This is a genomic window from Sphingomonas sp. DBB INV C78 (assembly GCF_042693015.1).
Taxonomy (GTDB): domain Bacteria; phylum Pseudomonadota; class Alphaproteobacteria; order Sphingomonadales; family Sphingomonadaceae; genus Sphingomonas_E.
Genome location: NZ_CP170544.1, coordinates 3,772,862 through 3,795,539, shown reverse-complemented (window position 1 = coordinate 3,795,539; position 22,678 = coordinate 3,772,862). Strand labels below are relative to the sequence as shown.

The following is a 22,678-nucleotide window of genomic DNA, read 5'->3' as shown; positions in this document are numbered from 1 at the left end:
CCAAGCCGGCGAACGGGTCCGGCCGCGTCACAAGAATTCGCCACAAGGCGACCGACATGGAGAGAGCTTGATGTCCGATATTCTGATCAAGGGCGGTACAGTTGTCGACGGCACGGGTGCCCCGGCCTATCGCGCCGATGTGCGCATCACCGACGGCACCATTTCTGAAATCGGCCCTGATCTGAAGCCCGATGGTGAACTGGTCCATTTCGCCGACGGCTGCCACGTGACTCCCGGCTTCATCGAAAGCCACACCCATTTCGATGCGACGATGTGGTGGCAGCCCGATCTCGATCCGCTGCCCGGCTATGGCGCGACGACGGTGATCCTCGGCAATTGCGGCTTCACGGCCGCCCCGCTCCACCCGGAGAAGGCCGCCCAGTTGGAGATGATCAAGATCTTCTCCTTCTTCGAGGATATTCCCGAAGGCCCCTTCCTCGAACATCTGCCCTGGGACTGGAGCAAATGGTCCGAATATAAGGCGTCGATGGAAGCCAAGGTGAAGGTGCCGGCGAACTACGCCGCCTTCGTCGGCCATATTGCCATCCGCCTTGCCGTGATGGGCCTTGAAGCGTGGGAACGCGTGGCGACGCCGGAAGAAATCCGCCGCATGGCCGAACTGCTCGATGACGCGCTCGCCGCGGGCGCGCTCGGCATGTCGGACAATCTCCACGATCACGACGGCCAGAACCGCCCGATCCCAACGCTCGTCGCCGACGATGCCGAGTTCGTGGCGCTGTTCGAAGTGCTGCAACGCTACCCGGCCGCGACCTATCAGGTCATCATCGACACCTTCATGCGCAAGACCGGCCCGGCCTCGCTTGAGCGGCTGGAGCGACTGACCAAGGGGCGCGGCATCCGCATGCAGATTGCCGGCGCGGTGCCGACTCTGGAATTCCAAAAGGATATATTGGCGCCGATGCAGACCCGCGTCGCCGACATGCGCGCCAAGGGCTATCAGGTGTGGCCCGGCATCGCCCATGTCTCGCCGACCAGCACGCTCAGCCTGATCAAATCGCTGATCTTCGCGCAGTCGAACGATTATGCCTGGCATGAAGTGGTGCTGGCCGACGATCATGGCGAAAAGGCCCGCCTGCTTGCCGATCCCGAATGGCGTGCCCGTGCTCGCGAAAGCTGGGACACCAAGGCCTGGCCGCATTCGCCGATGAACAACCCGCAGGATCTGCACCTGATCGATTCCGAAAACGGCACGGGGCCGACCGGCCTGACACTGAAGGATTATGCCGACAGCAAGGGGCTGCATCGTTCGGACGCGATGGCCGACTGGATCCTGAAGAACGGCACCCGTTCGACCGTTCACATGTCGCCCTTCCCCAAGGACGAGAAATTGACGATCGAGTTGATGACCGATCCGATGACCGTCGGGAACATCTCGGACGCGGGTGCGCATGGCCAGATGCTGTGCGGCGGCGGCGAGAATATCCTGCTCCTCACCAAATATGTCCGTGACGAGAAGCTGATGACGCTGGAGCAGGCCGTGCATGTGATGACCGGCAAGCTCGCCAACTTCTTCGGCCTCACCGATCGCGGCGAGATCAAGGTCGGCAAGCGGGCGGACATCGCGGTGTTCAACATGGACGAGATCCAGCGTCGCGACATGGAAAAGGTGTTCGACGTGCCCGACGGCAAGGGCGGCACCACCTGGCGCTTCACCCGTCAGGCAGCACCTATGCGGCTGACCCTGGTCAACGGCGAGCCGACTTTCGACGGCAAGAAATATACGGGTGCGACCCCCGGTGCGTTCCTTGCACCGGCCAACGACGCCCACGCTGCCGCGATCGCGGCCGAATAAGGGGAGGACGAACCATGGCCCAGGTCAGCCAGGCGGATCATGATTACTATAATGGCGGGATGCGCAAGTTCACCACCGAAAGCTCGGTGCTGATCAGCTCGTCAACCTACCTTAACAGCGCCCCGCTGCGTGCGCTGATCGCGCAGGAAATGCTCCGTCGGAACGGTGCCGATCTGCCCAACACCGCCTTCATTCCCGAAGTCGCGCAGATTCTTCACCAGATGGAAGACATGCCGGCGATCATCCGGCTGTTCGAGGAGGAAAAAGCGCGCCTGCCGGAATTCAAGCGTTGGCTAGATCGCCGTATCCCTTCGGATTTCACGGTCGATGATGTGAAGGGTTTCGCGCCCGGCACGCTGGGTTCGGTGATCTACGATTTCCTCGCCAACAGCGGCTACAATATCGATCACTTCTTCCAGGGGATGAAGATCGACAGCGATTACACCTTCTATCTGAAGGAACGCGTCTTCACGCATGACATCGAGCATATGATCACCGGGTTCGAGACCAACTTCTGCGGTGAAGTGGCTTTGCTTTCGGCCAACGCCCGCGCGCTCTATCGCTATTTCCGGCCGGAGCTCGCCTCCTTCATCAACCGCGTCGGCACCTATCTCAAGGCCAAGACGACGATGAAGATGGGCCTCTATTACCCGCAGGTGATGCCCGAAATGCTTGAGGCCGAGGATATCGGTTCCGCGCAGGGCAAGAACTGGAAGGTGCCGCTGATGATCGTCTGCTGGCGCGACCATCTCGACTGGCAGGTGACGGACATCCGCGAGGAATATGGCATCACCGATGCGCCGCCTTCCGGCTATTGGGCCTGGACGACCGACGCCAGCCAGGATCCGCGCTATCCCGGCCAGCCCACCGCGATGGCGGCGGAATGATCTGAATCTGCCCGAAACTGATCTCGCCCGTCACCGCACGCCGCGGTGGCGGGCGTTTTCGTTTCAGGGGATCACCATCTCCATATCCGCCTTCACCCGATCGAGCGCGAGCAGGCTGCGGAAGCTGGCGACAGATTCGTTCTCTGCAAACAGCCGCCGCGTCACCGCCTCATAACTGCGCATATCAGGCGAATGGATCACCAGCACGAAGCTGGTGCCGCCGGTGACATAATAGCATTGCTGCACCTCCGGCGCGGCGCGGAAAAGCGCCTTCGCGCGGTCCACCGTCGCCGATCTTTCGTCCACCAGATGCACTTCAACGATTGCCGTGATCGCCAGCGAAATCGCATCAGGATCGACGATCGCGACGTTGCGCAGGATGATCCCGGCTTTTTCCATCGCTGCAATCCGGCGCTGGACCGCGGCAGTCGACAGGTTCACCGCCTCGGCAATGCTCCGCTGCGGCGTCTTGTTGTCGCGCTGGACGATACGGAGGATCGCCCGGTCGAAGGAATCGAGGTTACGCCCCGGAGAAGATGCGCGATCGGCCATGCCCTGAGTAAATGTTGCATTTGGTGGCCCAATCAAGAGCGCATTTCCCACCCCGATGATGATAATTCCCAAAGCCGTTCCAGTTTGCGTGTGAAGGAAGCAGGCCGTGGGTCGCGTATCGGATCGCAGTTCAACCCTGGCCGGCATCCTGTGCGGCATGGCCGCCGGCGCGCTATGGGGGCTGGTCTTCCTGGCGCCGGAACTGGCGCGCGCGTTCAGTCCGCTCGAACTCACGATCGGTCGCTATGTCAGTTACGGCCTCATCTCGATCATCCTGATCGCGCCGCGCTGGCGCACGCTTGCCCGGCGGCTCCGGCGGCGCGAATGGCTGGCGTTGGCGTGGCTCGCAGTCGCGGGCAACACCCTTTATTACATCCTGTTGTCGAGCGCCGTGCAGATCGGCGGCATCGCGATGACCTCGTTGGTGATCGGCTTCCTGCCGGTTGCCGTGACGATCATCGGCAGCCGCGATCGGAACGCGGTGTCGCTGTCGAGGCTCGCCCCCTCCTTGCTGTTATGCGCGGCCGGCGCCCTGTGCATCGGCTGGCAAGCCCTCGCCTTGCCGGCGACCGGGACTGTCGGCGCGCAACTTACCGGGCTCCTGTGTGCGATCGGCGCGCTTCTTTCATGGACGGCCTTCGCGGTGGGCAACAGCCGCTGCCTCGCCCGGCTCGATCATATCTCGGCCCATGACTGGAGCTTGCTGATCGGTGTCGTCACGGGCGCCCAGTCCCTGATCCTCATCCCCGTCGCGCTGGTGCTCGATGTGCCACAGCATCATGCGGCCGCCTGGGCGCAGTTCGCGGCCGTCTCGATCGGGGTGGCACTGTTCGCCTCGGTTGTCGGCAATGCCCTCTGGAACCGCGCGAGCCGGCTGCTTCCGCTGACGCTCGTCGGCCAGATGATCCTGTTCGAAACCTTGTTCGCGCTGATCTACGGCTTCGTGTGGGAGCAACGCTGGCCGACCATGCTGGAGGCGGCGGCCTTCGGTTTAGTCGTCCTCAGCCTCCTCTCCTGCTTCGGCGCGCATCGAAAGCCGGTCGGCGATCGTGCGCGGGCGGTCGCCTAGGCGTCCGAAGCCGCGAACGCCGCCAGCTCGGTTTCGTCTGCGCCTTCCAGCACCAGATCGCGCAACTCCTCCCAGCGGCCGAAGCCCCACCGCGCGGGATCTTCCTCGCCGACGATCTGGTCGCCGGAAAGCCGCTCGGTCATCGTCAGGTCTTGCGGTTCCAGCATCACCCGGTCGATCGCGGAGTGGAAGGCGCGCACCCGCACGATCATCCTTTTCTCGTCGATCGTCAGCACGGCGCCGAGCCGGTTCGATCGCAGCCGCACGAGCATCCCCACCGGGAACACGCCGATGCTCTGCATGAACTTGAACAGCAAGGCGCGATCGAAATGCCCGTCCCAGGACAGCATGTGTTCGATCGCCTCGCTCGGCGTCCAGGCATCCTTGTAGACACGGCGCGAGGTGAGCGCGTCATAGACGTCGCAGATCGCGCCCATCCGGGCATAGAAGCTGATCTGATCGGCGCGCAGCCCGTGCGGATAGCCGGTGCCGTCATATTTCTCATGATGGTGCAGGCAGACGTCCAGCGCCGCTTCCGGGATATTCTTGGCCCCGGACAGCATCTCATGGCCGCGTTCGGCATGCGCCTGGATCTGCTTGAACTCGTCCTCGCTGAGTGCACCCGGCTTGTTCAGCACCGCGTCGGGCACCGCCATCTTGCCGACATCGTGCAGCAGGCCGGCCAGGCCGATCTCGTGGATGACGCGATCTTCCAGTTCCAGATGCCGCGCGAAATTCACCATAAGCGCACACACCGCCACCGAGTGCATGTAGGTATATTCGTCTTTGCCCTTCAGCCGCACCATGCCGATCAGCGCCGCGGCATTGCGGCGCAACGATGCGGTGATGTCGCCCACCAGCAAAGCGACCTCGGCCGATTTCACGGCATTGCCGAGCCGCGCCTGCTCGAACACCTTGGTCATGATCCGGCGGCTGCGGGCGAGCGTCTTCTTCGCGTGGATGCGTTCCTCGCCCAGCGATGTCGCGCGATAGGCCGAAAGCGGCAGGGCTGGGGAAATGGTGCGCGCCGGCTGCGGTCGTGATCGCGCCGGCAGCGGCAAAGCTGTGCTCGCGGCCGGAGGAGTGGGGGATGGAGCCGGGCCTAAGCCCTTTTCATCGTCGATTAGTACCGCAGGCACGTCGCTATTGTGCAGGCGCGCGATCAGCTTGGGATCGTTGATCAGGAATCGCCGACGCCAGAAGGGATGATCGAGCCACGATCCCTCCAGCGAATGAATAAACATGCCGAGCCGCACTTGATCCCGCGGCACTCGTCTAAGCACCTATCTTCCTTTCCAATGCCGTTGCGGGCGCGGCCTTGATCGGGATTATGGCGGCACAAGGTAAAGCATCCACTAATCCTGCACTGGTCCTGCGCTCGACTGGTAGCTGCGGCGATCGGGACGTGCTTCCGGCCGCGGCCGCTTTGTGCGCGTGGCCGCTTGAGTTCCATCCCGGCATCGCGCAACCACAGACCATGGATCTCGATGCCCTGCTCCTCGATCATTTCGGCACGACCGATCTGGCCACGCTCAATGATGATGGGCTCGCGGCCGGGCTGGAACGGCTGCTCGTCGCCTTCGGAACCGAAAGCGATCCCGGACGGCGCTTCGGCTTGTGGGCGTTGCTCCACGGCCTCGGCCATGCGCCCGATCCCGCCGTCGCGTTCGAGGGTCGCCGCGAGCGGGAGGCCGCTGAAAATTATGCCCGCCTGATCGGCCGAGCGGAGACGAAGGATGACTGATCCGCTCTTTCAACCGATCACGATCGGCACGCTCGAACTGCCCAACCGCATCGTCATGGCGCCGATGGGGCAGGGCAATGCCGTCGGCGGCATCCCCGATGCCGGCTATCCCGATTATTATGCGCGGCGGGCGGAAGGGGGCGTCGGGCTGATCGTCAGCGGCGCCACCGCGATCGGCCATCCCAACGCCGCCTTCGATGTGAACGAACCGCATTTTCATGGGGCGGCGCTGGATGTCTGGGCGGAGTCGGCGAAGGCCGTCCATGCAGCGGGCGGCCGGATAATCCCGCAGATCGGCCATGTCGGCCTGCAGGGAATGGCGCCGGTGGCGCCGCCCTGGCCGGGCATGGGCCCGTCGGGTGTCTGGCTCCCGGGTGCGCAACTCGGCCAGCCGTCGGGCCCGGAACGGATCGAAGGCGCGCCGATGACGCTCGCCGATATCGACGCGGTGATCGCCTCTTTTGCTGAGGCTGCGGCGGATGCCCAACGGCTCGGCTTCGACGGCGTAGAAATCCACGGCGCCCACGGCTTCCTGATCGATCAGTTCCTGTGGGCGCGCACCAACCGTCGGGAGGATGCCTATGGGCAGGATCGCACCCGTTTTGCCGCGGACGTGATCGCCGCTGTCCGTGCCGCCGTCGGCCCCGATTTTCCGATCGCGATGCGTTTCTCGCAGTTCAAGATGACCGATTATGCCGCGCGGCTCGCCGACACGCCCGATGCGCTCGCTGAATTGCTGCGGCCGCTGGTCGATGCCGGCGTGGATTTCTTCGATTGCTCGCTGCGGCGTTTCTGGCGCGCAGAATTTCCCGGCAGCAATCTCAACCTCGCTGGCTGGATCAAGCAGCTCAGCGGCCGGCCGACGATCGCCGGTGGTGGTATCGGGCTGGAAAAGACCGCGCTCGAATATGGCGCGGAGGGCGTTTACGCCCATGTCGCCGACCCATCCGTCGCGCATCTCGATGATGTGCGCGATCGGCTCGATCGCGGCGAATTCGATCTGATCGCGCTCGGGCGCTCGATCCTCGGCGATGCCGCCTGGCCTGCCAAGGTGCGCGCGGGCCAACATCATGATCTCAAGCCCTATCGTCCCGAACTCTTGGCGGGGCTGAACTGAAGGCGGCGGCGCCTTCATCGCACCAGGCGACATTTTCGTCGCGCAGCCGAAACTTTGTCGCCCGTCTCTGCACGCACAACGCAACTCCGTGCCGGTCGCTGCCGTAACATGGCAGGCGGCCGGCAAATCTGGTGGCGCATCTCTGTCGCGGAGTTATCCATGAATCCTGTTCGCATCTCGCTCGTCGGCGCGTCCGTCGCGATTGTCGCCGGCGGTTCTGCCGCTGTCACTCAGGCGGCGGCACCCGCGCCGCAGCCGGCGACCTATTGGATGAGTGTCGAAACCCAGTCCGGCATGGCCGCGATGGCCAATGGCGGCGGCATGGCCGCGGGCATGGCGATGGCGTTCGGCGGGGGCATGAAGGGCGGCAATGTCGGCCACAGCCTCGCGCTCCAGCTCGGATCGGGGCGCAAGCCCGAGGGCGTAGCGGAGGGCCAGCATTTCGTGCCGTCGGTGCTCAACGCCGGCAAGAGCCTGCCTCTCGATTATCGCGTGGAGAAGCCGGTCGAACGGCGCGAATGGACGCCGGACAATAATCCGATGAACGATGGCCAGCACGCCAAGCTCAAGCTCTATTGGGGTTGCGGCGATCCGCCCGGTGCCGGCCAGCCGCGCATCCTCGATTCCCGATCGCCCCAGTCCTTCGCCGCATTGAAGGGCGTCGACGCCCGCGCCATGCAGGAACTGACGGCGCAGCGTTTCACCAGCTATGGCGAATGGCCCAATGCGAAGAACAGCCGCGCGCTGAAAGGCGACAGCTCGCTGGTCGGCGATCATCTGATCCAGGCGACCTATTCGCCGGACATCCGCTTCAACCTCGCGCAGACGCAGGATTTCCTGGCACCACTCAAGATCAGCCAGCAGCGCGGCGGCAATGGCGCGACGGCGCTGAGCTGGCCGTCGATCGCGCGGGCCAAGGGCTATTTCATCTCGGTCATGGGGCAGGACAAGGACGGCACCACGGTGATCTGGACGTCGAGCCAGATCCCGATGGCGGGCTTCGCGCTGCCGCAGTGGATGGCGCCGGCGGAAGTGACGCGGCTGGTGGGGCTGAAGGCGATGCTGCCGCCCACCGCCACCACCTGCACGGTGCCCGCCGCGGTGACGGGGACGATGCAATCGGCGATCCTGATGATGACCGCCTTTGGCGACGAGACCAATGTTGCCGAGCCCAAGCCCGCGGGGGCGCCGGCCACCTGGAAACCGGCCTGGAATGTCAAGCTCCGCTACAAGACCTCGTCCACCGTGCTGCTCGGCGAAAATGGCATGTCGGGCATGGATGGCGGCAGTGATGGCGCGCCCGCTGGCAAGACGCCCAAGAAGAAGAAACTCAACCCGTTCGGGCTTGGCCTGCCCTTCTGACCAGAAATCTCGGTTCGTTGCTGTAACATTTGCGGCGAACCGAGTCCGCCCGGGCTTGGCTGAAAGCCGGCTTTAAGGCTCATTCCCCTACCAGAACAAAAAAGGTCGCACGGGGGAATACATGCTGGTGATGACGGCTGCGCTGCTGCTCGCGGGGGCAGGGCATTGGTCGACGGCAAGCGAGGTCGATCGCATCGCCGATCTCGTCAATGATTATCGCGAATATCATGGCCTACCGCCGGTGCCGCTGTCGCGATCGCTGACCCAGGTCGCAGCCGCGCATGCGCGCGATCTCGAAAACAACAATCCCGACGCCGCAACCGACGCTGCGGGCCGGCGCTGCAACATGCACAGCTGGTCTGGCGCCTCGGGGGCGACGCCGGTCTGCTACACCGCCGATCACGCCCGCGCCGCGCAGATGTGGAGCAAGCCGCGCGAAATCACCCGTGGCCGTTACACGGCACAAGGGTTCGAGATCGCGGCGCGTTATTCGGGCGGCATCGATGCCGACATGGCCTTCGATCTATGGCGCAGCAGCTCCGCACACGACGCTGTGATCCTGGAGGATGGTCGCTGGCAGGGATCGAACTGGCAGGCGATGGGGATCGCGGTGAACGGGCGCTATGCCGTGGTGTGGTTCGGCAAGGCGCCCGATCCGGCGCGGTGATTGAGAGGCAGGTTCAGGCTGACTCGCCGTTCAGCAGCTTGATGATACCAGAAAAGTCCAGGCCCGCGCCGCCGCCATTGACGAACGCCTGATAGAGCGCGCCCGCCGCAGCGCCCATCGGCACGCTGGCGTCTACACCCTGCGCGGCTTCGATCGCGAGCTTCAGATCCTTCAACATCAGCGCCGAGGCGAAGCCGCCCTGATAGCCATTATCGGCGGGCGTCTGTGGGCCGACGCCGGGGACCGGGCAATAGCTCGTCATTGACCAGCTCTGCCCGCTCGCCTTGGACGAGATGTCGAAGAAGGTCTGCGGATCGAGCCCCAGCTTCTGCGCCATCACGAATGCCTCGCAGGTCGCGACCATCGTCGCGCCTAGCAGCATGTTGTTGCAGATCTTGGCAGCCTGGCCGGCGCCGAGCGGACCGGCATGGATCACCGCCTTGCCCATCTTGTCGAGGATCGGTTCGGCACGGGCGAAATGATCGGCCGATCCGCCGACCATGAAGGTCAGCGTGCCGCCCGCGGCCGCGGCGATCCCGCCCGAGACGGGAGCGTCGACCATCGCCAGCCCCTTGGCCTGGGCCGCAGCACCCACGGCCTTGGCGGATGCGACGTCGATGGTGGAGCAATCGAGCAGCAGCGCCGTGCCGGGCGCGGCGGCGAATACCTCATTCTCATAAACCGCGCGGACATGTTTGCCGGCGGGCAGCATGGTGACGACGAACTCGGCATCCGTCACCGCCTCGGCCGCCGAAGTGACGGGCAGGCAGCCCGCGGCCTTCGCGCGATCCAACGCGTCCGGCGAAAGATCGAAGGCGCGCACGTCATGGCCCGCCTTGGCGAGATTCGCGGCCATCCCGCCGCCCATATTGCCGAGCCCGATGAAACCGATACGTGCCATTACAACCTCTCCATCAATCGGGCTTACTTGCCCGTCCAGTTACCCGGACGCTTCTCCACGAAGGCAGTCATGCCCTCGGCCTTGTCGTCGGTCGCGCACAGGCCGTTGAACAAGCGGCGTTCGAACAGGATGCCCTGCGCCAGGCCCGTCTCGAACGCGGCGTTGACCATTTCCTTGTTGGCGATGGCGGCAAGCGGCGGCATCGCCGCGATCGCCTGCGCGCTCTTCATCGCCTCGTCCACCAGGTCGGCGGCGGGGACGACGCGGGCGACCAGGCTTGCGCGTTCGGCTTCGGCCGCGTCCATCATCCGGCCGGTCAGGCACATTTCCATCGCCTTGGCCTTGCCGACCGCGCGGGTCAGCCGCTGCGATCCGCCCATGCCCGGCGCCACGCCGAGCTTGATCTCCGGCTGGCCGAACTTGGCGGTGTCGGCGGCAAGGATGAAGTCCGCCATCATCGCCAGCTCGCAACCGCCGCCGAGCGCGAAGCCCGCCACCGCCGCGATCCAGGGCTTGCGCGTCGCCGTCACCCGCTCGAAGCCGGCGAAGAAATTCTCCGAATACATGGCGGCAAAGCCCTTGGGCTGCATCTCCTTGATGTCGGCGCCCGCGGCGAATGCCTTCTCGCTGCCGGTCAGCACTGCGCAGCGCTGCGACGGATCGGCGTCGAAGGCACCGAAGGCGGCGATCAGATCGGTCAGCACCTGCCCATTGAGCGCGTTCAGCGCCTGCGGCCGGTTCAACCGGATCAGCGTCACCGCGCCGTGCGTCTCGACCAGCAGAGTTTCATATTCGGCCATCTCATTCTCCCTTTTCGTCATGCCAGCGCAGGCTGGCATCTCATGCGTCACGAGATCCCAGCCTTCGCTGGGATGACGGCTACAGTCTAACCGGCGTCCATTCCTGATCGGCGTCGAGCGGCGCGAAGATCTGGTCGATCACATGATCGCTCACGCCTTCCGGCGTCGCCGGGTCCCATTTGGGCGCATTGTCCTTGTCGATGATCAGCGCGCGGACGCCTTCGATGAAGTCATGCCGCTGGCAGATGTGCGAAGCGACGCGATATTCGACGCGCATCTCTTCTGCGAAATCCACATGATCGTGGGCCTGCGCCAGCAAACGGAGCGAGACCTTGCAGGTCGTCGGCGATTTTGTGGCGAGCGTCGCCAGCTCCTTTTGCGCCCATTCGCCGCCATCGGCCTTGAGCGCCGCGACTACCTCTTCCAGCGTGTCCGGCCCGAACAGCCGGTCGATCTTCTCGCGATTGCCCTCGATCCGCGCCGGCGGCGGGGTTTCGGCCGAGGCGGTCAGCACCGCGTCCACATTCTCGGGATCGGCGATGAGCGCCGCCTTCAGCGCGTCGAGCTTCTCCGCGGGCACATAATGGGTCGAAAGCCCGAGGGCGACGCACTCCGCCCCGTCGAGCCGGGCGCCGGTCAGCGCCAGGAATTGGCCGGCGCGGCCGGGCAGGCGGGAAAGATACCAGCCGCCGCCGACATCGGGGAACAGGCCGATGCCGCTTTCGGGCATGGCATACATCGTCCGGTCGGTCGCGATGCGATATTTCGCCGGCTGCGAGATGCCGACACCGCCGCCCATGGTGACGCCGTCCATGAAGGCGATCACCGGCTTGGAATAAGTGAACAGCAGGTGGTTCAACTGATATTCGGCGTGGAAGAAGGCCCGCGCGGCAACCCCGTCCTGCGCGCCGCTTTCGGCGATCATGCGGATGTCGCCGCCCGCACAGAAGCCGCGGCCTTCGGCATGGTCGATCATCACCAGCCGGATGTCGGGATCGGCGCGCCATGCGATTAGTTTCTCGATCATCGCGTCGCACATCGGATGCGTTAGCGCGTGGATCGCCTTGGGCCGGTTGAGCCGGATGCGGCCGACCTGGCCTTCGACCGCGAAAAGAACCTCGTCCGTCATGCACTCGCCCCTGTTATGGTGACCCGGATTACTGCCGCGTCATCTCGCGCGCGATGATGACGCGCATGATCTCGTTGGTGCCTTCCAGGATGCGGTGGACGCGCAGGTCGCGGAAGAAGCGCTCGACCGGATAGTCCTGCAGATAGCCATAGCCGCCATGCAGCTGGAGCGCTCGATCGACCACGGTCGACCCGGTGTCCGTCGCCAGCCGCTTCGCCATCGCCGCGAACTTGGTGCGGTCGTGCGCGCCTTCGGTCACCTTCACCGCCGCGGCATAGAGCAGCATCCGCGCCGCCTGCAGCTCGGTTTCCATGTCGGCCAGCGTGAATTGCGTGTTCTGGAAATCGAGGATGCGCTGGCCGAATTGGCGGCGCTCGCCGGTGTAGCGTAGCGCCTCGTCCAGGCAGCGCTGCGCCCCGCCCAGCGAACAGGCGCCGATGTTCAGTCGGCCGCCGTCGAGGCCCGACATCGCGATCTTGAAGCCTTCGCCTTCCTTGCCGACGAGATTTTCGGCCGGCACGCGGACGCCATCGAAATTGACCTGGGCGGTCGGCTGCGACCGCCAGCCGAGCTTCTTTTCCTGCGCGCCGAAGCTGACGCCCGGCATATCCTTGTCGATGACAAGGCAGGAGATGCCCTTCGGTCCATCCTCGCCGGTGCGGACCATTGTGACATAGATGTCGTTCTCGCCGCCGCCGGAGATGAACGCCTTCGATCCGGTCACGATATAATGGTCGCCGTCCTTGACCGCCTTGGTCTTGAGCGCGGCAGCGTCGGAGCCCGATCCCGGCTCGGTCAGGCAATAGCTCGCGATCTTGTCGCAGGGAACGAGGCTGGGGAGATATTTGGCCTTCACCGCATCGGATCCGAAGCGGTCGATCATCCACGCGCCCATATTATGGATCGAGATGAAGGCGGAGGTGGAGGGACAGCCATAGGCCATCGCCTCCATGATCAAGGCGGCCTCCAGCCGGCCGAGGCCGATGCCGCCCGCTTCCTCAGAGACGTAGATCGCCCCGAAGCCGAGCTCGGCCGCGGCCTTCACCACGTCGCGCGGGAAATGATGCTCCTCATCCCACTTCGCGGCGAAGGGGGTGATCGCATCGGCGGTGAACTTCTGGGCCATCTCCTGGATGGCGCGCTGGTCTTCGGTGAGATCGAATTGGGTCATGGGGTCTCCCTATACTCCCTCTCCCGCTTGCGGGAGAGGGCTGGGGTGAGGGCACGACAGGCGCAGCAGGACGCAGCGCAGGAAGAAGACCCTCACCCAACCTCTCCCGCAAGGGGGAGAGGAGCAAATGAGGTCACCCCATGGTCGGGATGATGAATGCGCTCGATCCATCGGCGCCGCCGTCGGGCCAGCGGGCGGTGACGGTCTTGACCTTGGTCCAGAACTTCACGCCTTCCATGCCGTGCTGGTTGGTGTCGCCGAAGGCGGAGCGCTTCCAGCCGCCGAAGGTGTGATAGGCCACCGGCACCGGGATCGGCACGTTGATGCCGACCATGCCGACATTGACGCGGCTGGCGAATTCGCGCGCCGCATGACCGTTGCGGGTGAAGATGGCGACGCCGTTGCCATATTGGTGCTTCGACGGCAGTGCCAGCGCCTCCTCGAAATCCGCGGCGCGGACGATCTGGAGGACGGGACCGAAAATCTCCTCCTGATAAGTGCGCATCCCGGTCTTCACATGGTCGAACAGGGTCGGCCCGACGAAGAAGCCATTCTCGTGACCCTGCAGGGTGAAGCCGCGGCCATCGACCACCAGTTCGGCGCCTTCGTCGACACCCATCTGGATGTAATTTTCGATCTTCGCCTTGTGCGCGGCGGTGACGACCGGGCCGTAATGCGCATCCGGATCGGTCGAGACGCCGACGCGCAGGCCTTCGATCGCCGGGATCAGCTTGGCCTTCAGGCGTTCGGCGGTGTCCGCGCCGACCGGCACGACCACGGGGAGCGCCATGCAGCGCTCTCCTGCCGAACCGAAGGCCGCGCCCGCGAGATCGTTGACCACCTGGTCGAGATCGGCGTCGGGCATGACGATGCCGTGGTTCTTGGCGCCGCCCATCGCCTGGACACGCTTACCGGCGGCGACACCGCGCTGATACACATAATGGGCGATGTCCGACGAACCGACGAAGCTGACGGCGGCGATATCGGGATGGTCGAGGATCGCGTCGACCATTTCCTTGTCGCCCTGGACGACGCTGAGGATGCCGTCGGGCAGGCCCGCTTCCTTGAACAGCTCGGCGAGGCGCACCGGCACGGAGGGGTCGCGCTCCGACGGCTTCAGGATGAAGGCGTTGCCGGTCGCGATGGCGACGCCCGACATCCACAGCGGGATCATGCCGGGGAAGTTGAACGGGGTGATGCCGGCGCCGATGCCGAGCGGCTGGCGCATCGAATAGACGTCGATACCGGGGCCGGCGCCCTGCGTATATTCGCCCTTCAGCACGTGCGGGATGCCGCAGCAGAATTCGATCACCTCCAGCCCGCGCTGGATGTCGCCCTTGGCGTCGGCGACGACCTTGCCATGTTCGGACGAGAGCAGGTGGGCGAGCTCGTCCATATTCTTCTCGACGAGCGTCTTGAAATTGAACATCACGCGGGCCCGGCGCTGCGGGTTGGTCGCGGCCCAGCCCGGCTGCGCAGCAAGCGCGGCATCGACCGCCTTCTGCAGTTCGGCCGCCCCGCCCAGCGAGACCTTCGCCTGCACCTGGCCCGAATTGGGGTCGAACACGTCGCTCTGGCGGCTGCCGCCCGCGGCGGACGCGCCGGCGATGAAATTCTCGACGATACGCATGGCTGGCCTTCCTCTCAAAAAGTCCTTCGCGCGCTTCCCTCTACCATCGGGGAATTGCATGCAAGGCCGCAAGAGTGCAGGGGTGAACTGCATTTTTGCAGGTGGAGAATATCCTTCTCCGTTCGTGTCGAGCGAAGTCGAGACACGTTGTGGTGGTGCGTGAGGCGGTCCCTCGACTTCGCTCGGCATCAACGTTGAATAAGGAAGAACGGGGAACGCCATGTTCGATTGGGACGACCTGCGCATCTTCCTCGCTGTCGCCCGCGCGCGAAAGGTGGCACCGGCGGCACGGACGCTGGCGATCGATGCCACCACGATCGGCCGTCGGCTGACGCGACTCTCCGCCAGCCTCGGCGATCCGCTGTTCGAAACGATCGGTGGCGAACGCCAGCTCACCCCGCGCGGCGAAACCCTGTTCGCTCATGCCGAGACGATTGAAAGCGCTGCACTCGCCGCCGTCGGCGAAGTGGCGGGCGATGCGCGCAGCCTTTCCGGCCATGTGCGGCTCAGCGTTGCAGAGGGCTTTGCAAGCTGGGTGCTGGCCCCCGCGCTCCCCGCCTTCCACCGCGCCAATCCCGATATCCGCGTCGACCTCGTCACTGCCTCGGGCTTCCTCAATCCGTCGAAGCGGGAGGCGGACATGGCGGTCATGCTCGCCCGCCCGCGCACCGGGCGGCTGGTCGCGGTCAAGCTCGGCGGTTACCGCCTCGGTCTCTACGCCTCGCGCGCCTATCTCGCCGATCATCGCGCGCCGGCATCGGTGGATGATCTCCAGGCGCACAGCCTGATCGGCTATGTCCCCGAATTCATCTATGCGCCCGAACTGGATTATCTGGGCGAGGTGGGCATGGGGCTGGAGGCGCGGCTGCGCTCGACCAGCATCAATGTCCAGCACCGCATGGTCGCGGCGGGCGCGGGCATCGGCGTGCTCCCCGATTTCATCGCCGGCCGCGATCCCGCGCTGATGCCGCTGCTGACGAACACCGCGATCATCCGCCGCAGCTTCTGGCTCGTCACCCACAGCGACGTCCGCCGCCTTGCCCGGATCGAGGCGGTGGCGGAATGGCTGAAAGCGTGCGTGGCGGGGTTGGGTTAGGGAGACCCCAAAATCTCCTCCAGTCGTCGCCCGAGCGAGGGCTGGGGTTGACGGTCCCCCGGTTTCTCATCCGGGCGTGATGCGAGCTTCCGGCTTGCATCCGCCGGGGTTAACCCCGGCGGATGCAGCATATTCGGCTGGCGTGAGCCAGCCAAGAGCCGTGTGAGGGCGGCTCTCATTATAGTCCCGTCGCCAGGCCTCGATCTTGGCCCGCGCATCCGCCAGCGACAGGAACCAGTGGCTGTTCAGGCACTCGTCGCGCAGGCGGCCATTGAAGCTCTCGACGAAGGCGTTGTCGGTCGGCTTGCCCGGCCGCGAGAAGTCGAGAGTCACGCCATTCTCATAGGCCCAGCGGTCGAGCGCCTTTGAGATGAACTCCGGCCCATTGTCCACCCGAATGGTCTTCGGCGCACCACGCACCGAAGCGATCCGCGCCATCGCGGCCACCACCTGCTCACCCTTTATGCCCTGGTCGACGTCGATCGCCAGCGCCTCACGCGTGAACGCATCGACCACCGTCAGTGCCCGCAACCTCCGCCCGTCGAACAGCGCGTCCGAGACGAAGTCCATCGACCACATCTCGTTCGGCGCCGACGCCGCAGGCTGCCGCTGGCGGTTTGCGGCGCTGACGTTGCGGCGGGGGCGCCTGAGCCGAAGGCTCAATCCATCCTCCCTGTAAAGCCGGTAGACCCGCTTGTGATTCACGAGCCATCCTTCGCGGCGCAGCAGGATGTAGATTCGGAAATAGCCGTAGCGTACCCGTGTCGCCGCCAGATCGTGGATGCGCAGCCGCAGCGGCGCCTGATCCGGCTTGTGCGACACGTAGCGCACCGACGAACGGTCGACGCCGAGCGCGAGGCAGCTACGCCGCTCACTGACACCATGGGACGCCTGGACGTGCGCGACGATCTCGCGCCGTCGCCCAGGCGTCAGAGCTTTTTTGCCAGGACATCCTGCAGGATGTGCTTGTCGAGACTGAGGTCGGCGACCAGCTGCTTGAGCTTGCGGTTCTCGTCCTCGAGCTGCTTCACCCGCCGCAGCTCGCCCACACCGAGCCCGCCATACACCTTCTTCCAGCGATAGAAGGTCTGCTCTGAAACGCCCATCCGCCGAATGACCTCGGCCACCGGCGTGCCAGTCTCCGCCTGCTTCAGCGCGAACGCGATCTGCTCTTCGGTATAGCGCGTCTTCTTCATGTCCCAGCTCCTTGCTCGTGGGCGTCAAAGGGCCGGAAAACTCTCACTCAGCATGGATGAAAAAACAGGGAGGACGTCAGGGTCAATGACTCTTTCCGGCATGAGCCAGCTTTCGTGGAGAGAGCCATGGATGTCAGCCTCCGCTGGCATGACGGGGAATGGGATGAAGGTTGGGGAATATCCCTTATTTGCCCCACCCCTCTCCTGCCGTTATGGGAGCCGCCCTTCGACCAAGAGCGAAAGAACCGCGATGACGCTTCACACCTGGTGGCTGTTCTTTGTCGCGGTGTTCCTGCTGTGCGGTACGCCCGGCCCCAACATGCTGCATGTGATGACGCGCAGCGTGCGTTTCGGCCTGAAGCGCAGCCTGATCGCGATGGCGGGGTGCCTTTCCGGCCTCATCACGCTGCTGATCGCGTCTGCGGCCGGGCTCGCTGCGCTGTTGATTGCTTCGCCCCGCTTGTTCGATGCGCTGCGTTATGCCGGCGTCGCTTATCTGATCTGGCTAGGGATCAAGGCGTGGCGCGACCGGGAAGCGCCGATCGATGTCGGCCGCGACACGTTGACGGCAGGGCTTTCGGCCGCGCAGCTGTTCCGTGGCGGCTTCCTGATCAGCATCAGCAACCCCAAGGCGCTGATCTTCATCGCCGCCTTCCTGCCGCAGTTCATCAACCGCGCCGCACCGGAAGCGCCGCAGTTCGCGATCCTCGTCGCTACCTTCGCCGCGGCCGAGATGTTCTGGTATGCCGTCTATGCGCTGGGCGGCCAGAAGCTCGCGCGCTTACTCGTCCGTCCCGGCCTCGGCCGCGCCTTCAACAAGCTGACCGGCGGCATCTTCATCGGCTTCGGGCTGGCGCTGCTGGGCAGCCGGCCCTGAGCTTCATACCCAAGGATAATTCTCTGCGGATCGTACCTCCGCTAGGCCGCAGCGCATGAGAGCCCGCCCGTTCGGCCGCAACTACGCCTGGATCGTCGTGGGCGTGACCTTCCTGTCGCTGCTCGCGGCGGCGGGGTTGCGCTCGGCGCCGGGCGTGATGATGACGCCGCTGCAATCGGCGTTCGGCTGGGATCGGGCCACGGTTTCCGCGGCGGCCGCCTTCGGCATCTTCCTCTACGGCATGGTCGGCCCCTTCGCGGCCGCGCTGATGCAGACGCTGGGTATCCGCAAGACGCTGATCGGCGGGCTCGCGCTGATGGCAGCTTCCACGGGCCTCAGCCTCTTCATGACCGAGCCCTGGCATTATGTGCTGACCTGGGGGCTGCTCTCCGGCCTCGGCAGTGGCGCGGTGGCGCTGGTGCTCGGCGCGACAGTGGCGAACCGCTGGTTCGACAAGCATCGCGGGCTCGTGATGGGGATCTTCAGCGCCAGCACGGCGACCGGATCTTTGCTGTTCCTGCCCGTGCTTGCCTGGCTTTCGGAACATGGCGGCGGCTGGCGTCCCGTGGCGATGGCCGTCGCCATTGTCGCGGCGTTGCTGATCCCGCTCGTGATGCTGCTGCTGCCGGAGCGTCCGGCCGATGCCGGCCTGCTCCCTTATGGCGCCAAGGAAGCTCGCCCGCCCGAACCGCCCACGCATCCCAAGGAAAGCGTCGCGCTTGCGTTTCGCGTGCTGTTCAAGGCCGCGCGCACCCCGGTCTTCTGGCTGCTGTTCGGCACCTTCTTCGTCTGCGGGCTCACCACCAACGGTCTCGTCGGCGCGCATTTGATCGCTTATTGCGGCGATAACGGCATGGGCGCGGTGCAGGCGGCCGGCCTGCTCGCGGTGATGGGTATATTCGACCTGATCGGCACCACCGCGTCGGGCTGGCTCACCGATCGCTATGATCCGCGCAAGCTCCTGTTCGTCTATTACGCTATCCGCGGCCTGTCGCTGGTCGCGCTGCCCTTCACCGGTTTCGACATCGTCGCACTTTCGGTGTTCGCGGTGTTCTACGGGCTCGACTGGATCGCGACCGTGCCGCCGACGGTGAAGCTTGCCGGCCAGCATTTCGGCGATCGCGATGCGCCGATCGTGTTCGGCTGGGTCGCCGCCGGCCACCAGATCGGCGCGGCGACCGCGGCACTCGGTGCCGGCCTGCTGCGCGACGCCACCGGGAGCTACACTTCCGCCTTCATGATTGCCGGCGCGATCGGCGTGCTCGCCGCCTTCGGCGCGCTGGCAATTGCGCGCGACGTGCAACGCCATCCGGCCGAAGCTACGGCCTGACCGTCATCACAAACCGCCGCTCCTCGCCCGGCTCGATTTCCACCACGCCCGGCTTGTCGCGCAACGTGCCGGCAAAGCCCGCCGGATCGGCATGGCCCTGCCAGGGTTCGATGCAGAGATAGCCCGCGCCCGGCTTGGTCCAGAGGCCGAGCGAGGGCATGTCGGGGAAGCCGATCTCCAGCATCCGCCCGCCCGGCACGCCGTAGCGGAGCGATCGGCTCGCCAGTTTCTCGAAGATCAGCGCGTCATCCGCGAACAAGCTGTCGTCGAGCGCCAATGTGTCGAGCGCAACCGGGTTCCGGTGGGCCTTGGGATGGAGCAGGCCCTGGGCATCCACCCGCCGCACCGGCAAGGATTCCTCCTTTTCGAACACCAGCACATGATCAGCCCGCGCCCCAGCGTCGGGTAGCGGCCAACGGAGGGCGGGGTGGAAGCCGAAGCTGGCGGGTAATGGCCGCTCGTCCGTGTTGCGGACGGTGGCCGCCATTTCCAGCGCGCCGCCGGCGATGGTGAAGGCTATGTCGAGCTGGAAGGCGAAAGGATAGACGATCAGCGTTTCTGCGTCAGCCGACAGGCGGAAGCGCACATGCGCCTCATTCCGCTCGACCAGATCGAATATCCGCCGCCGCGCGAAACCATGGCGCGGCAGATGATAGGTGCGGCGGTTCAGCCGATAGCTGTCATCTGCCAGCGTGCCGACGATCGGGAACAGGATTGGCGCGCGCCCCGTCCAATAAGCGGGGTCGCCGTCCCACATCAGTTCGTGGCCTTGCGCGTCGACAAAGGATTGCAGCTCTGCGCCCAGTGCCGCGATCCGCGCGGTCAGGCCATCGGCTGAGATCGTAACCGAATCGTCGCTCATGCCCTTGCATCCCATCCGTATTGGATGGGGTCAACGGCCGGCCATGCCGCCGGGTTCAGCCGGCCGAGCGTTCGCCATAATCGAAGCGCTGGCCGACGATCGCCAGCGTCTCGTCGAACGGCACCGGCTTGCCGAACAGGTAGCCCTGGATGCGATTGCAGCCGAGCGCGCGCATCCGCTCGAAATCGGCGACTGTCTCGACGCCCTCGGCGGTGATCGTCATGCGGAAGCTGTTGGCCAAGGTCACGATCGCATTGATGATCGCCACCGTCTCGCTGCGCTTGCCCGCGTCGCGCACGAAGGAACCGTCGATCTTGAGCGCGTGGAAGATCGTCTTGTTGAGATAGCCGAGCGACGAATAGCCGGTGCCGAAATCGTCGAGCGCGATCCCCACGCCGATCGAACGCACGCGCCGCAAGGTATCGAGCGAGCCGTCGGTGTCGCTCAGGAACACGCTTTCGGTGACTTCAAGTTCGAGCCGCGAGGGCTGGAGCCGCGCATTGGCAAGCGCGTCGCTCACCGCATTGGGCAACCCCGCCTGGATCAGCTGGCGGGGGCTGACATTCACTGCGACATGGATATGCGACGGCCATTGCGCGGCATGCTTGCAAGCCTGGCGCAGCGTCCATTCGCCGATTTCGCCGATCAGCCCGGTCTCCTCGGCGATCGGGATGAAGGTGGCCGGCGAGATCATGCCGCGCTGCGGGTGGCGCCAGCGCAGCAGCGCCTCGAAGCCCAGCACTGCCTGCGTGTCAGCGGAAACGACCGGCTGGTAATGGACCTCCAACTCGTTGCGCTTCAGCGCCTGGCGCAGATCATGTTCCAGCCGGATGCGATCCTCGGCGTCCTGCTGCAGGCGCTGCTCGAAATGGACGAAGGTGCCGCGGCCGCGCGACTTGGCTTCGTAGAGCGCAAGGTCGGCCTTGAGCAGCAGATCGTCCACCGCTTCGCCATCGATCGGCGCGATTGCCGATCCGATCGACATGCCGATGCGGATCTCGGCCGATGGCAGGATCAGCGGCTCCGCCACGGCGCGGATCAGCTTCAGACCCATTTCCTCGACGACCTGGCGGCTCTGGCCGTCCGTCAGGAGCAGCGCGAACTCGTCACCGCCGACACGGCCGATCCGGCCGCGAGGACCGACTTCCGCGGCAAGCCGCTGGGCCACGGTGCGCAGCACCTCGTCCCCCAGCGAATGGCCGAAGCTGTCATTAACCGGCTTGAAGCCGTCGAGATCGAGGAACATCAGCGCGCAGGGCTGGTTGCTGGCCTTGGCCCTGGCGACCGCCTCGCTGAACAGCTCGTGCATGTGCTGGCGGTTCGGAAGGCCGGTCAGCACATCGATCCGCGCCATATGGGTCAGCCGTTCCTGGCTGCGGCGGATATCGGTGATGTCGCTGCCGACGCCGCGGAACCCCTCGAAGCTGCCGTCGGTATCGAAGATCGGGCTGCCCGAAAGCGTGATGGATCGCGTGCCGCCCAACGTGTCGACATCCATCTGGATGCCGGAAAAGGCCTGCCGCGCCACCAGTGCCCCGCCCAGGCGTGCGTCACAGCCCAGGATCACCGGCAGCGACTGGCCCATCAGTTGCGATGTCGATCGGCCGAGCAGGCTGGAGATGCGCTGCGAAACATAGGTGATCTGGTTGGAGGCATCGATCTGCCACAGCCAGCCGGCGCCCTGATCCTCATATTCCTTCAACAGCAGCGAGATCGATTCGCGGCGCGTGCTCTCGTCGGCGGCGAGGTGGATGTAGCGGGACAGCAGTCGCTCGATCGTCAGGCAGCCGGTCAATACGACTGCGACATAGCCCGTGATCAGCACCAAAGCTGTTCCAACGGCCATGTCGCCGGCGCCGTGCAGGCCCCACAGCATGGCGGCGGCGAGCACCAGAACCCAGATGGCGGCGGCGACAGGCACCAGCACCAGCAGGAAGGCGCCCGCCATCATCGTCGCCATCGCGCCCGCCAACATCATCTGTGTGTGCGGCGGCTGCCCGGCAAAGGCGAACAGCGGCAAGGCGGACCACAAGCCGGCATGGATCGCGGCTTCGAACACCGTCCAGTAAGGCGATCGCAGCAGCTCGTCCGGGCCGTAGCCTGCCGCCCGCTTGCGCGCGCGGACGATAACGAAATTGGCAGCGACGATCAGTGCGGCCCAGGCGGTGAGCGCGATCATCGTCACCGATCCGCTGAGGCCCCAGAGCACGACCAGCGCGCAGGTGACGCTGAGGCCCGCCATCCAGGGGGCGGCGCGCCACAGGGCTTCGGTCCGCTGCTCCTCCGCCACATCGCCCGCGATTCGCCCGCGGGACGGCCCGTGATGGTCGATTGGTGGCGGCGTTTCGGCCAGGTCTAGGGAAGGAACTTTCAGCAAAGCGTGGCGCATGGCTCACCCGTCGACACAATGTACCGCCAATGTAGGCGGACATGCTTTGCCGATCGTTAATCGCGCAGAAGTTTTATCCCCTTGTT

At 65.2% G+C, this 22,678-nt stretch carries 20 protein-coding genes; 10 read left to right on the top strand and 10 right to left on the bottom strand.

Going from position 1 to position 22,678, the window contains the following annotated elements:
- Positions 1 to 70: 70 nt before the first annotated feature.
- Positions 71 to 1,813, top strand: coding sequence for an amidohydrolase family protein (locus ACFB49_RS17905; protein ID WP_380872659.1), 1,743 nt, complete (start codon positions 71 to 73; stop codon positions 1,811 to 1,813).
- Positions 1,814 to 1,827: 14 nt separating this feature from the next.
- Positions 1,828 to 2,700: a Coq4 family protein gene (locus ACFB49_RS17900; protein WP_380872658.1), complete on the top strand. Its 873-nt coding sequence runs from the start codon at positions 1,828 to 1,830 to the stop codon at positions 2,698 to 2,700.
- Between the two features lie 63 nt (positions 2,701 to 2,763).
- Here ACFB49_RS17900 and ACFB49_RS17895 read toward each other — a convergent pair whose 3' ends face one another.
- Positions 2,764 to 3,252 carry an Lrp/AsnC family transcriptional regulator gene (locus ACFB49_RS17895; protein ID WP_380872657.1) on the bottom strand — a complete coding sequence of 163 codons (489 nt, stop codon included), beginning with the start codon at positions 3,250 to 3,252 and terminating at the stop codon, positions 2,764 to 2,766.
- A gap of 106 nt (positions 3,253 to 3,358) precedes the next feature.
- On the opposite strand from ACFB49_RS17895, the gene ACFB49_RS17890 reads away from it, so the two are divergent.
- The gene (locus ACFB49_RS17890; protein ID WP_380872656.1) at positions 3,359 to 4,321 is read left to right on the top strand and encodes a DMT family transporter; all 963 of its coding nucleotides are present in this window, start codon (positions 3,359 to 3,361) and stop codon (positions 4,319 to 4,321) included.
- On the opposite strand, the gene ACFB49_RS17885 is transcribed toward ACFB49_RS17890, so the two are convergent.
- Positions 4,318 to 5,592 (bottom strand): HD-GYP domain-containing protein, encoded by a 1,275-nt coding sequence (locus tag ACFB49_RS17885; RefSeq protein ID WP_380872655.1) that lies wholly within the window; start codon positions 5,590 to 5,592, stop codon positions 4,318 to 4,320. The two genes, ACFB49_RS17890 and ACFB49_RS17885, sit on opposite strands and share 4 nt — an antisense overlap.
- Positions 5,593 to 5,651: 59 nt before the next feature.
- Between ACFB49_RS17885 and ACFB49_RS17880 the strand changes: the two genes are divergently transcribed.
- The 4 genes from ACFB49_RS17880 (at position 5,652) to ACFB49_RS17865 (ending at position 9,211) form a co-directional block, all read left to right on the top strand.
- Positions 5,652 to 6,065 carry a hypothetical protein gene (locus ACFB49_RS17880; protein WP_380872654.1) on the top strand — a complete coding sequence of 138 codons (414 nt, stop codon included), beginning with the start codon at positions 5,652 to 5,654 and terminating at the stop codon, positions 6,063 to 6,065.
- The gene (locus ACFB49_RS17875) at positions 6,058 to 7,182 is read left to right on the top strand and encodes a 12-oxophytodienoate reductase (protein ID WP_380872653.1); all 1,125 of its coding nucleotides are present in this window, start codon (positions 6,058 to 6,060) and stop codon (positions 7,180 to 7,182) included. The genes ACFB49_RS17880 and ACFB49_RS17875 overlap by 8 nt, the downstream gene beginning before the upstream one ends.
- 159 nt (positions 7,183 to 7,341) lie before the next feature.
- Entirely contained in the window at positions 7,342 to 8,544 is a 1,203-nt protein-coding gene (locus ACFB49_RS17870) for a hypothetical protein (RefSeq protein ID WP_380872652.1), read from the top strand.
- Between the two features lie 121 nt (positions 8,545 to 8,665).
- Entirely contained in the window at positions 8,666 to 9,211 is a 546-nt protein-coding gene (locus ACFB49_RS17865; protein WP_380872651.1) for a CAP domain-containing protein, read from the top strand.
- Between the two features lie 13 nt (positions 9,212 to 9,224).
- On the opposite strand, the gene mmsB is transcribed toward ACFB49_RS17865, so the two are convergent.
- From mmsB to ACFB49_RS17840, 5 genes are all read right to left on the bottom strand, one after another.
- Entirely contained in the window at positions 9,225 to 10,112 is an 888-nt protein-coding gene (gene mmsB, locus ACFB49_RS17860) for a 3-hydroxyisobutyrate dehydrogenase (RefSeq protein WP_380872649.1), read from the bottom strand.
- Positions 10,113 to 10,135: 23 nt separating this feature from the next.
- Positions 10,136 to 10,912, bottom strand: a complete 777-nt coding sequence (locus ACFB49_RS17855; RefSeq protein ID WP_380872648.1) for an enoyl-CoA hydratase-related protein — start codon at positions 10,910 to 10,912, stop codon at positions 10,136 to 10,138.
- A gap of 79 nt (positions 10,913 to 10,991) precedes the next feature.
- A complete protein-coding gene (locus ACFB49_RS17850) occupies positions 10,992 to 12,041 on the bottom strand; it encodes an enoyl-CoA hydratase/isomerase family protein (RefSeq protein WP_380872647.1) in 1,050 nt (349 codons plus the stop codon).
- Positions 12,042 to 12,069: 28 nt separating this feature from the next.
- Complete coding sequence (locus ACFB49_RS17845; RefSeq protein ID WP_380872646.1) at positions 12,070 to 13,212, bottom strand: acyl-CoA dehydrogenase family protein; 1,143 nt, start codon at positions 13,210 to 13,212, stop codon at positions 12,070 to 12,072.
- Positions 13,213 to 13,345: 133 nt separating this feature from the next.
- On the bottom strand, positions 13,346 to 14,842 hold the full coding sequence (locus ACFB49_RS17840) for a CoA-acylating methylmalonate-semialdehyde dehydrogenase (protein WP_380872645.1): 1,497 nt from the start codon (positions 14,840 to 14,842) through the stop codon (positions 13,346 to 13,348).
- 220 nt (positions 14,843 to 15,062) lie between these two features.
- Between ACFB49_RS17840 and ACFB49_RS17835 the strand changes: the two genes are divergently transcribed.
- Positions 15,063 to 15,938: a LysR family transcriptional regulator gene (locus ACFB49_RS17835; RefSeq protein WP_380872644.1), complete on the top strand. Its 876-nt coding sequence runs from the start codon at positions 15,063 to 15,065 to the stop codon at positions 15,936 to 15,938.
- Positions 15,939 to 16,004: 66 nt separating this feature from the next.
- Here the strand turns inward: ACFB49_RS17835 and ACFB49_RS17830 are convergent.
- Positions 16,005 to 17,134, bottom strand: a protein-coding gene (locus ACFB49_RS17830; protein WP_380871376.1) for an IS3 family transposase whose coding sequence is annotated in 2 segments (ribosomal slippage) — positions 16,005 to 16,873 and positions 16,873 to 17,134 — 1,131 coding nt in all. Because the reading frame shifts where the segments join, the coding sequence is not laid out codon by codon here.
- A 250-nt stretch (positions 17,135 to 17,384) separates the two neighbouring features.
- Here ACFB49_RS17830 and ACFB49_RS17825 point away from each other — a divergent pair.
- Positions 17,385 to 18,011, top strand: coding sequence for a LysE family translocator (locus tag ACFB49_RS17825; RefSeq protein ID WP_380872643.1), 627 nt, complete (start codon positions 17,385 to 17,387; stop codon positions 18,009 to 18,011).
- Positions 18,012 to 18,066: 55 nt separating this feature from the next.
- On the top strand, positions 18,067 to 19,341 hold the full coding sequence (locus tag ACFB49_RS17820; protein ID WP_380872642.1) for an MFS transporter: 1,275 nt from the start codon (positions 18,067 to 18,069) through the stop codon (positions 19,339 to 19,341).
- On the opposite strand, the gene ACFB49_RS17815 is transcribed toward ACFB49_RS17820, so the two are convergent.
- Positions 19,331 to 20,203 (bottom strand): aldose 1-epimerase family protein, encoded by an 873-nt coding sequence (locus ACFB49_RS17815; RefSeq protein ID WP_380872641.1) that lies wholly within the window; start codon positions 20,201 to 20,203, stop codon positions 19,331 to 19,333. The two genes, ACFB49_RS17820 and ACFB49_RS17815, sit on opposite strands and share 11 nt — an antisense overlap.
- A gap of 55 nt (positions 20,204 to 20,258) precedes the next feature.
- Positions 20,259 to 22,592: a putative bifunctional diguanylate cyclase/phosphodiesterase gene (locus ACFB49_RS17810; RefSeq protein ID WP_380872640.1), complete on the bottom strand. Its 2,334-nt coding sequence runs from the start codon at positions 22,590 to 22,592 to the stop codon at positions 20,259 to 20,261.
- Positions 22,593 to 22,678 lie beyond the last annotated feature (86 nt).

Excerpts from the sequence above, each read along its gene's own strand:
- ACFB49_RS17870 (WP_380872652.1), top strand. The coding sequence starts at position 7,342 with ATGAATCCTGTTCGCATCTCGCTCGTCGGCGCGTCCGTCGCGATTGTC.
- ACFB49_RS17835 (WP_380872644.1), top strand. The coding sequence starts at position 15,063 with ATGTTCGATTGGGACGACCTGCGCATCTTCCTCGCTGTCGCCCGCGCG.
- ACFB49_RS17845 (WP_380872646.1), bottom strand. The coding sequence starts at position 13,212 with ATGACCCAATTCGATCTCACCGAAGACCAGCGCGCCATCCAGGAGATG.
- mmsB (WP_380872649.1), bottom strand. The coding sequence starts at position 10,112 with ATGGCACGTATCGGTTTCATCGGGCTCGGCAATATGGGCGGCGGGATG.
- ACFB49_RS17900 (WP_380872658.1), top strand. The coding sequence starts at position 1,828 with ATGGCCCAGGTCAGCCAGGCGGATCATGATTACTATAATGGCGGGATG.
- ACFB49_RS17815 (WP_380872641.1), bottom strand. The coding sequence starts at position 20,203 with ATGAGCGACGATTCGGTTACGATCTCAGCCGATGGCCTGACCGCGCGG.
- ACFB49_RS17810 (WP_380872640.1), bottom strand. The coding sequence starts at position 22,592 with ATGCGCCACGCTTTGCTGAAAGTTCCTTCCCTAGACCTGGCCGAAACG.
- ACFB49_RS17820 (WP_380872642.1), top strand. The coding sequence starts at position 18,067 with ATGAGAGCCCGCCCGTTCGGCCGCAACTACGCCTGGATCGTCGTGGGC.
- ACFB49_RS17875 (WP_380872653.1), top strand. The coding sequence starts at position 6,058 with ATGACTGATCCGCTCTTTCAACCGATCACGATCGGCACGCTCGAACTG.
- ACFB49_RS17905 (WP_380872659.1), top strand. The coding sequence starts at position 71 with ATGTCCGATATTCTGATCAAGGGCGGTACAGTTGTCGACGGCACGGGT.
- ACFB49_RS17855 (WP_380872648.1), bottom strand. The coding sequence starts at position 10,912 with ATGGCCGAATATGAAACTCTGCTGGTCGAGACGCACGGCGCGGTGACG.
- ACFB49_RS17840 (WP_380872645.1), bottom strand. The coding sequence starts at position 14,842 with ATGCGTATCGTCGAGAATTTCATCGCCGGCGCGTCCGCCGCGGGCGGC.
- ACFB49_RS17850 (WP_380872647.1), bottom strand. The coding sequence starts at position 12,041 with ATGACGGACGAGGTTCTTTTCGCGGTCGAAGGCCAGGTCGGCCGCATC.
- ACFB49_RS17880 (WP_380872654.1), top strand. The coding sequence starts at position 5,652 with ATGGCGGCACAAGGTAAAGCATCCACTAATCCTGCACTGGTCCTGCGC.
- ACFB49_RS17895 (WP_380872657.1), bottom strand. The coding sequence starts at position 3,252 with ATGGCCGATCGCGCATCTTCTCCGGGGCGTAACCTCGATTCCTTCGAC.
- ACFB49_RS17825 (WP_380872643.1), top strand. The coding sequence starts at position 17,385 with ATGACGCTTCACACCTGGTGGCTGTTCTTTGTCGCGGTGTTCCTGCTG.
- ACFB49_RS17865 (WP_380872651.1), top strand. The coding sequence starts at position 8,666 with ATGCTGGTGATGACGGCTGCGCTGCTGCTCGCGGGGGCAGGGCATTGG.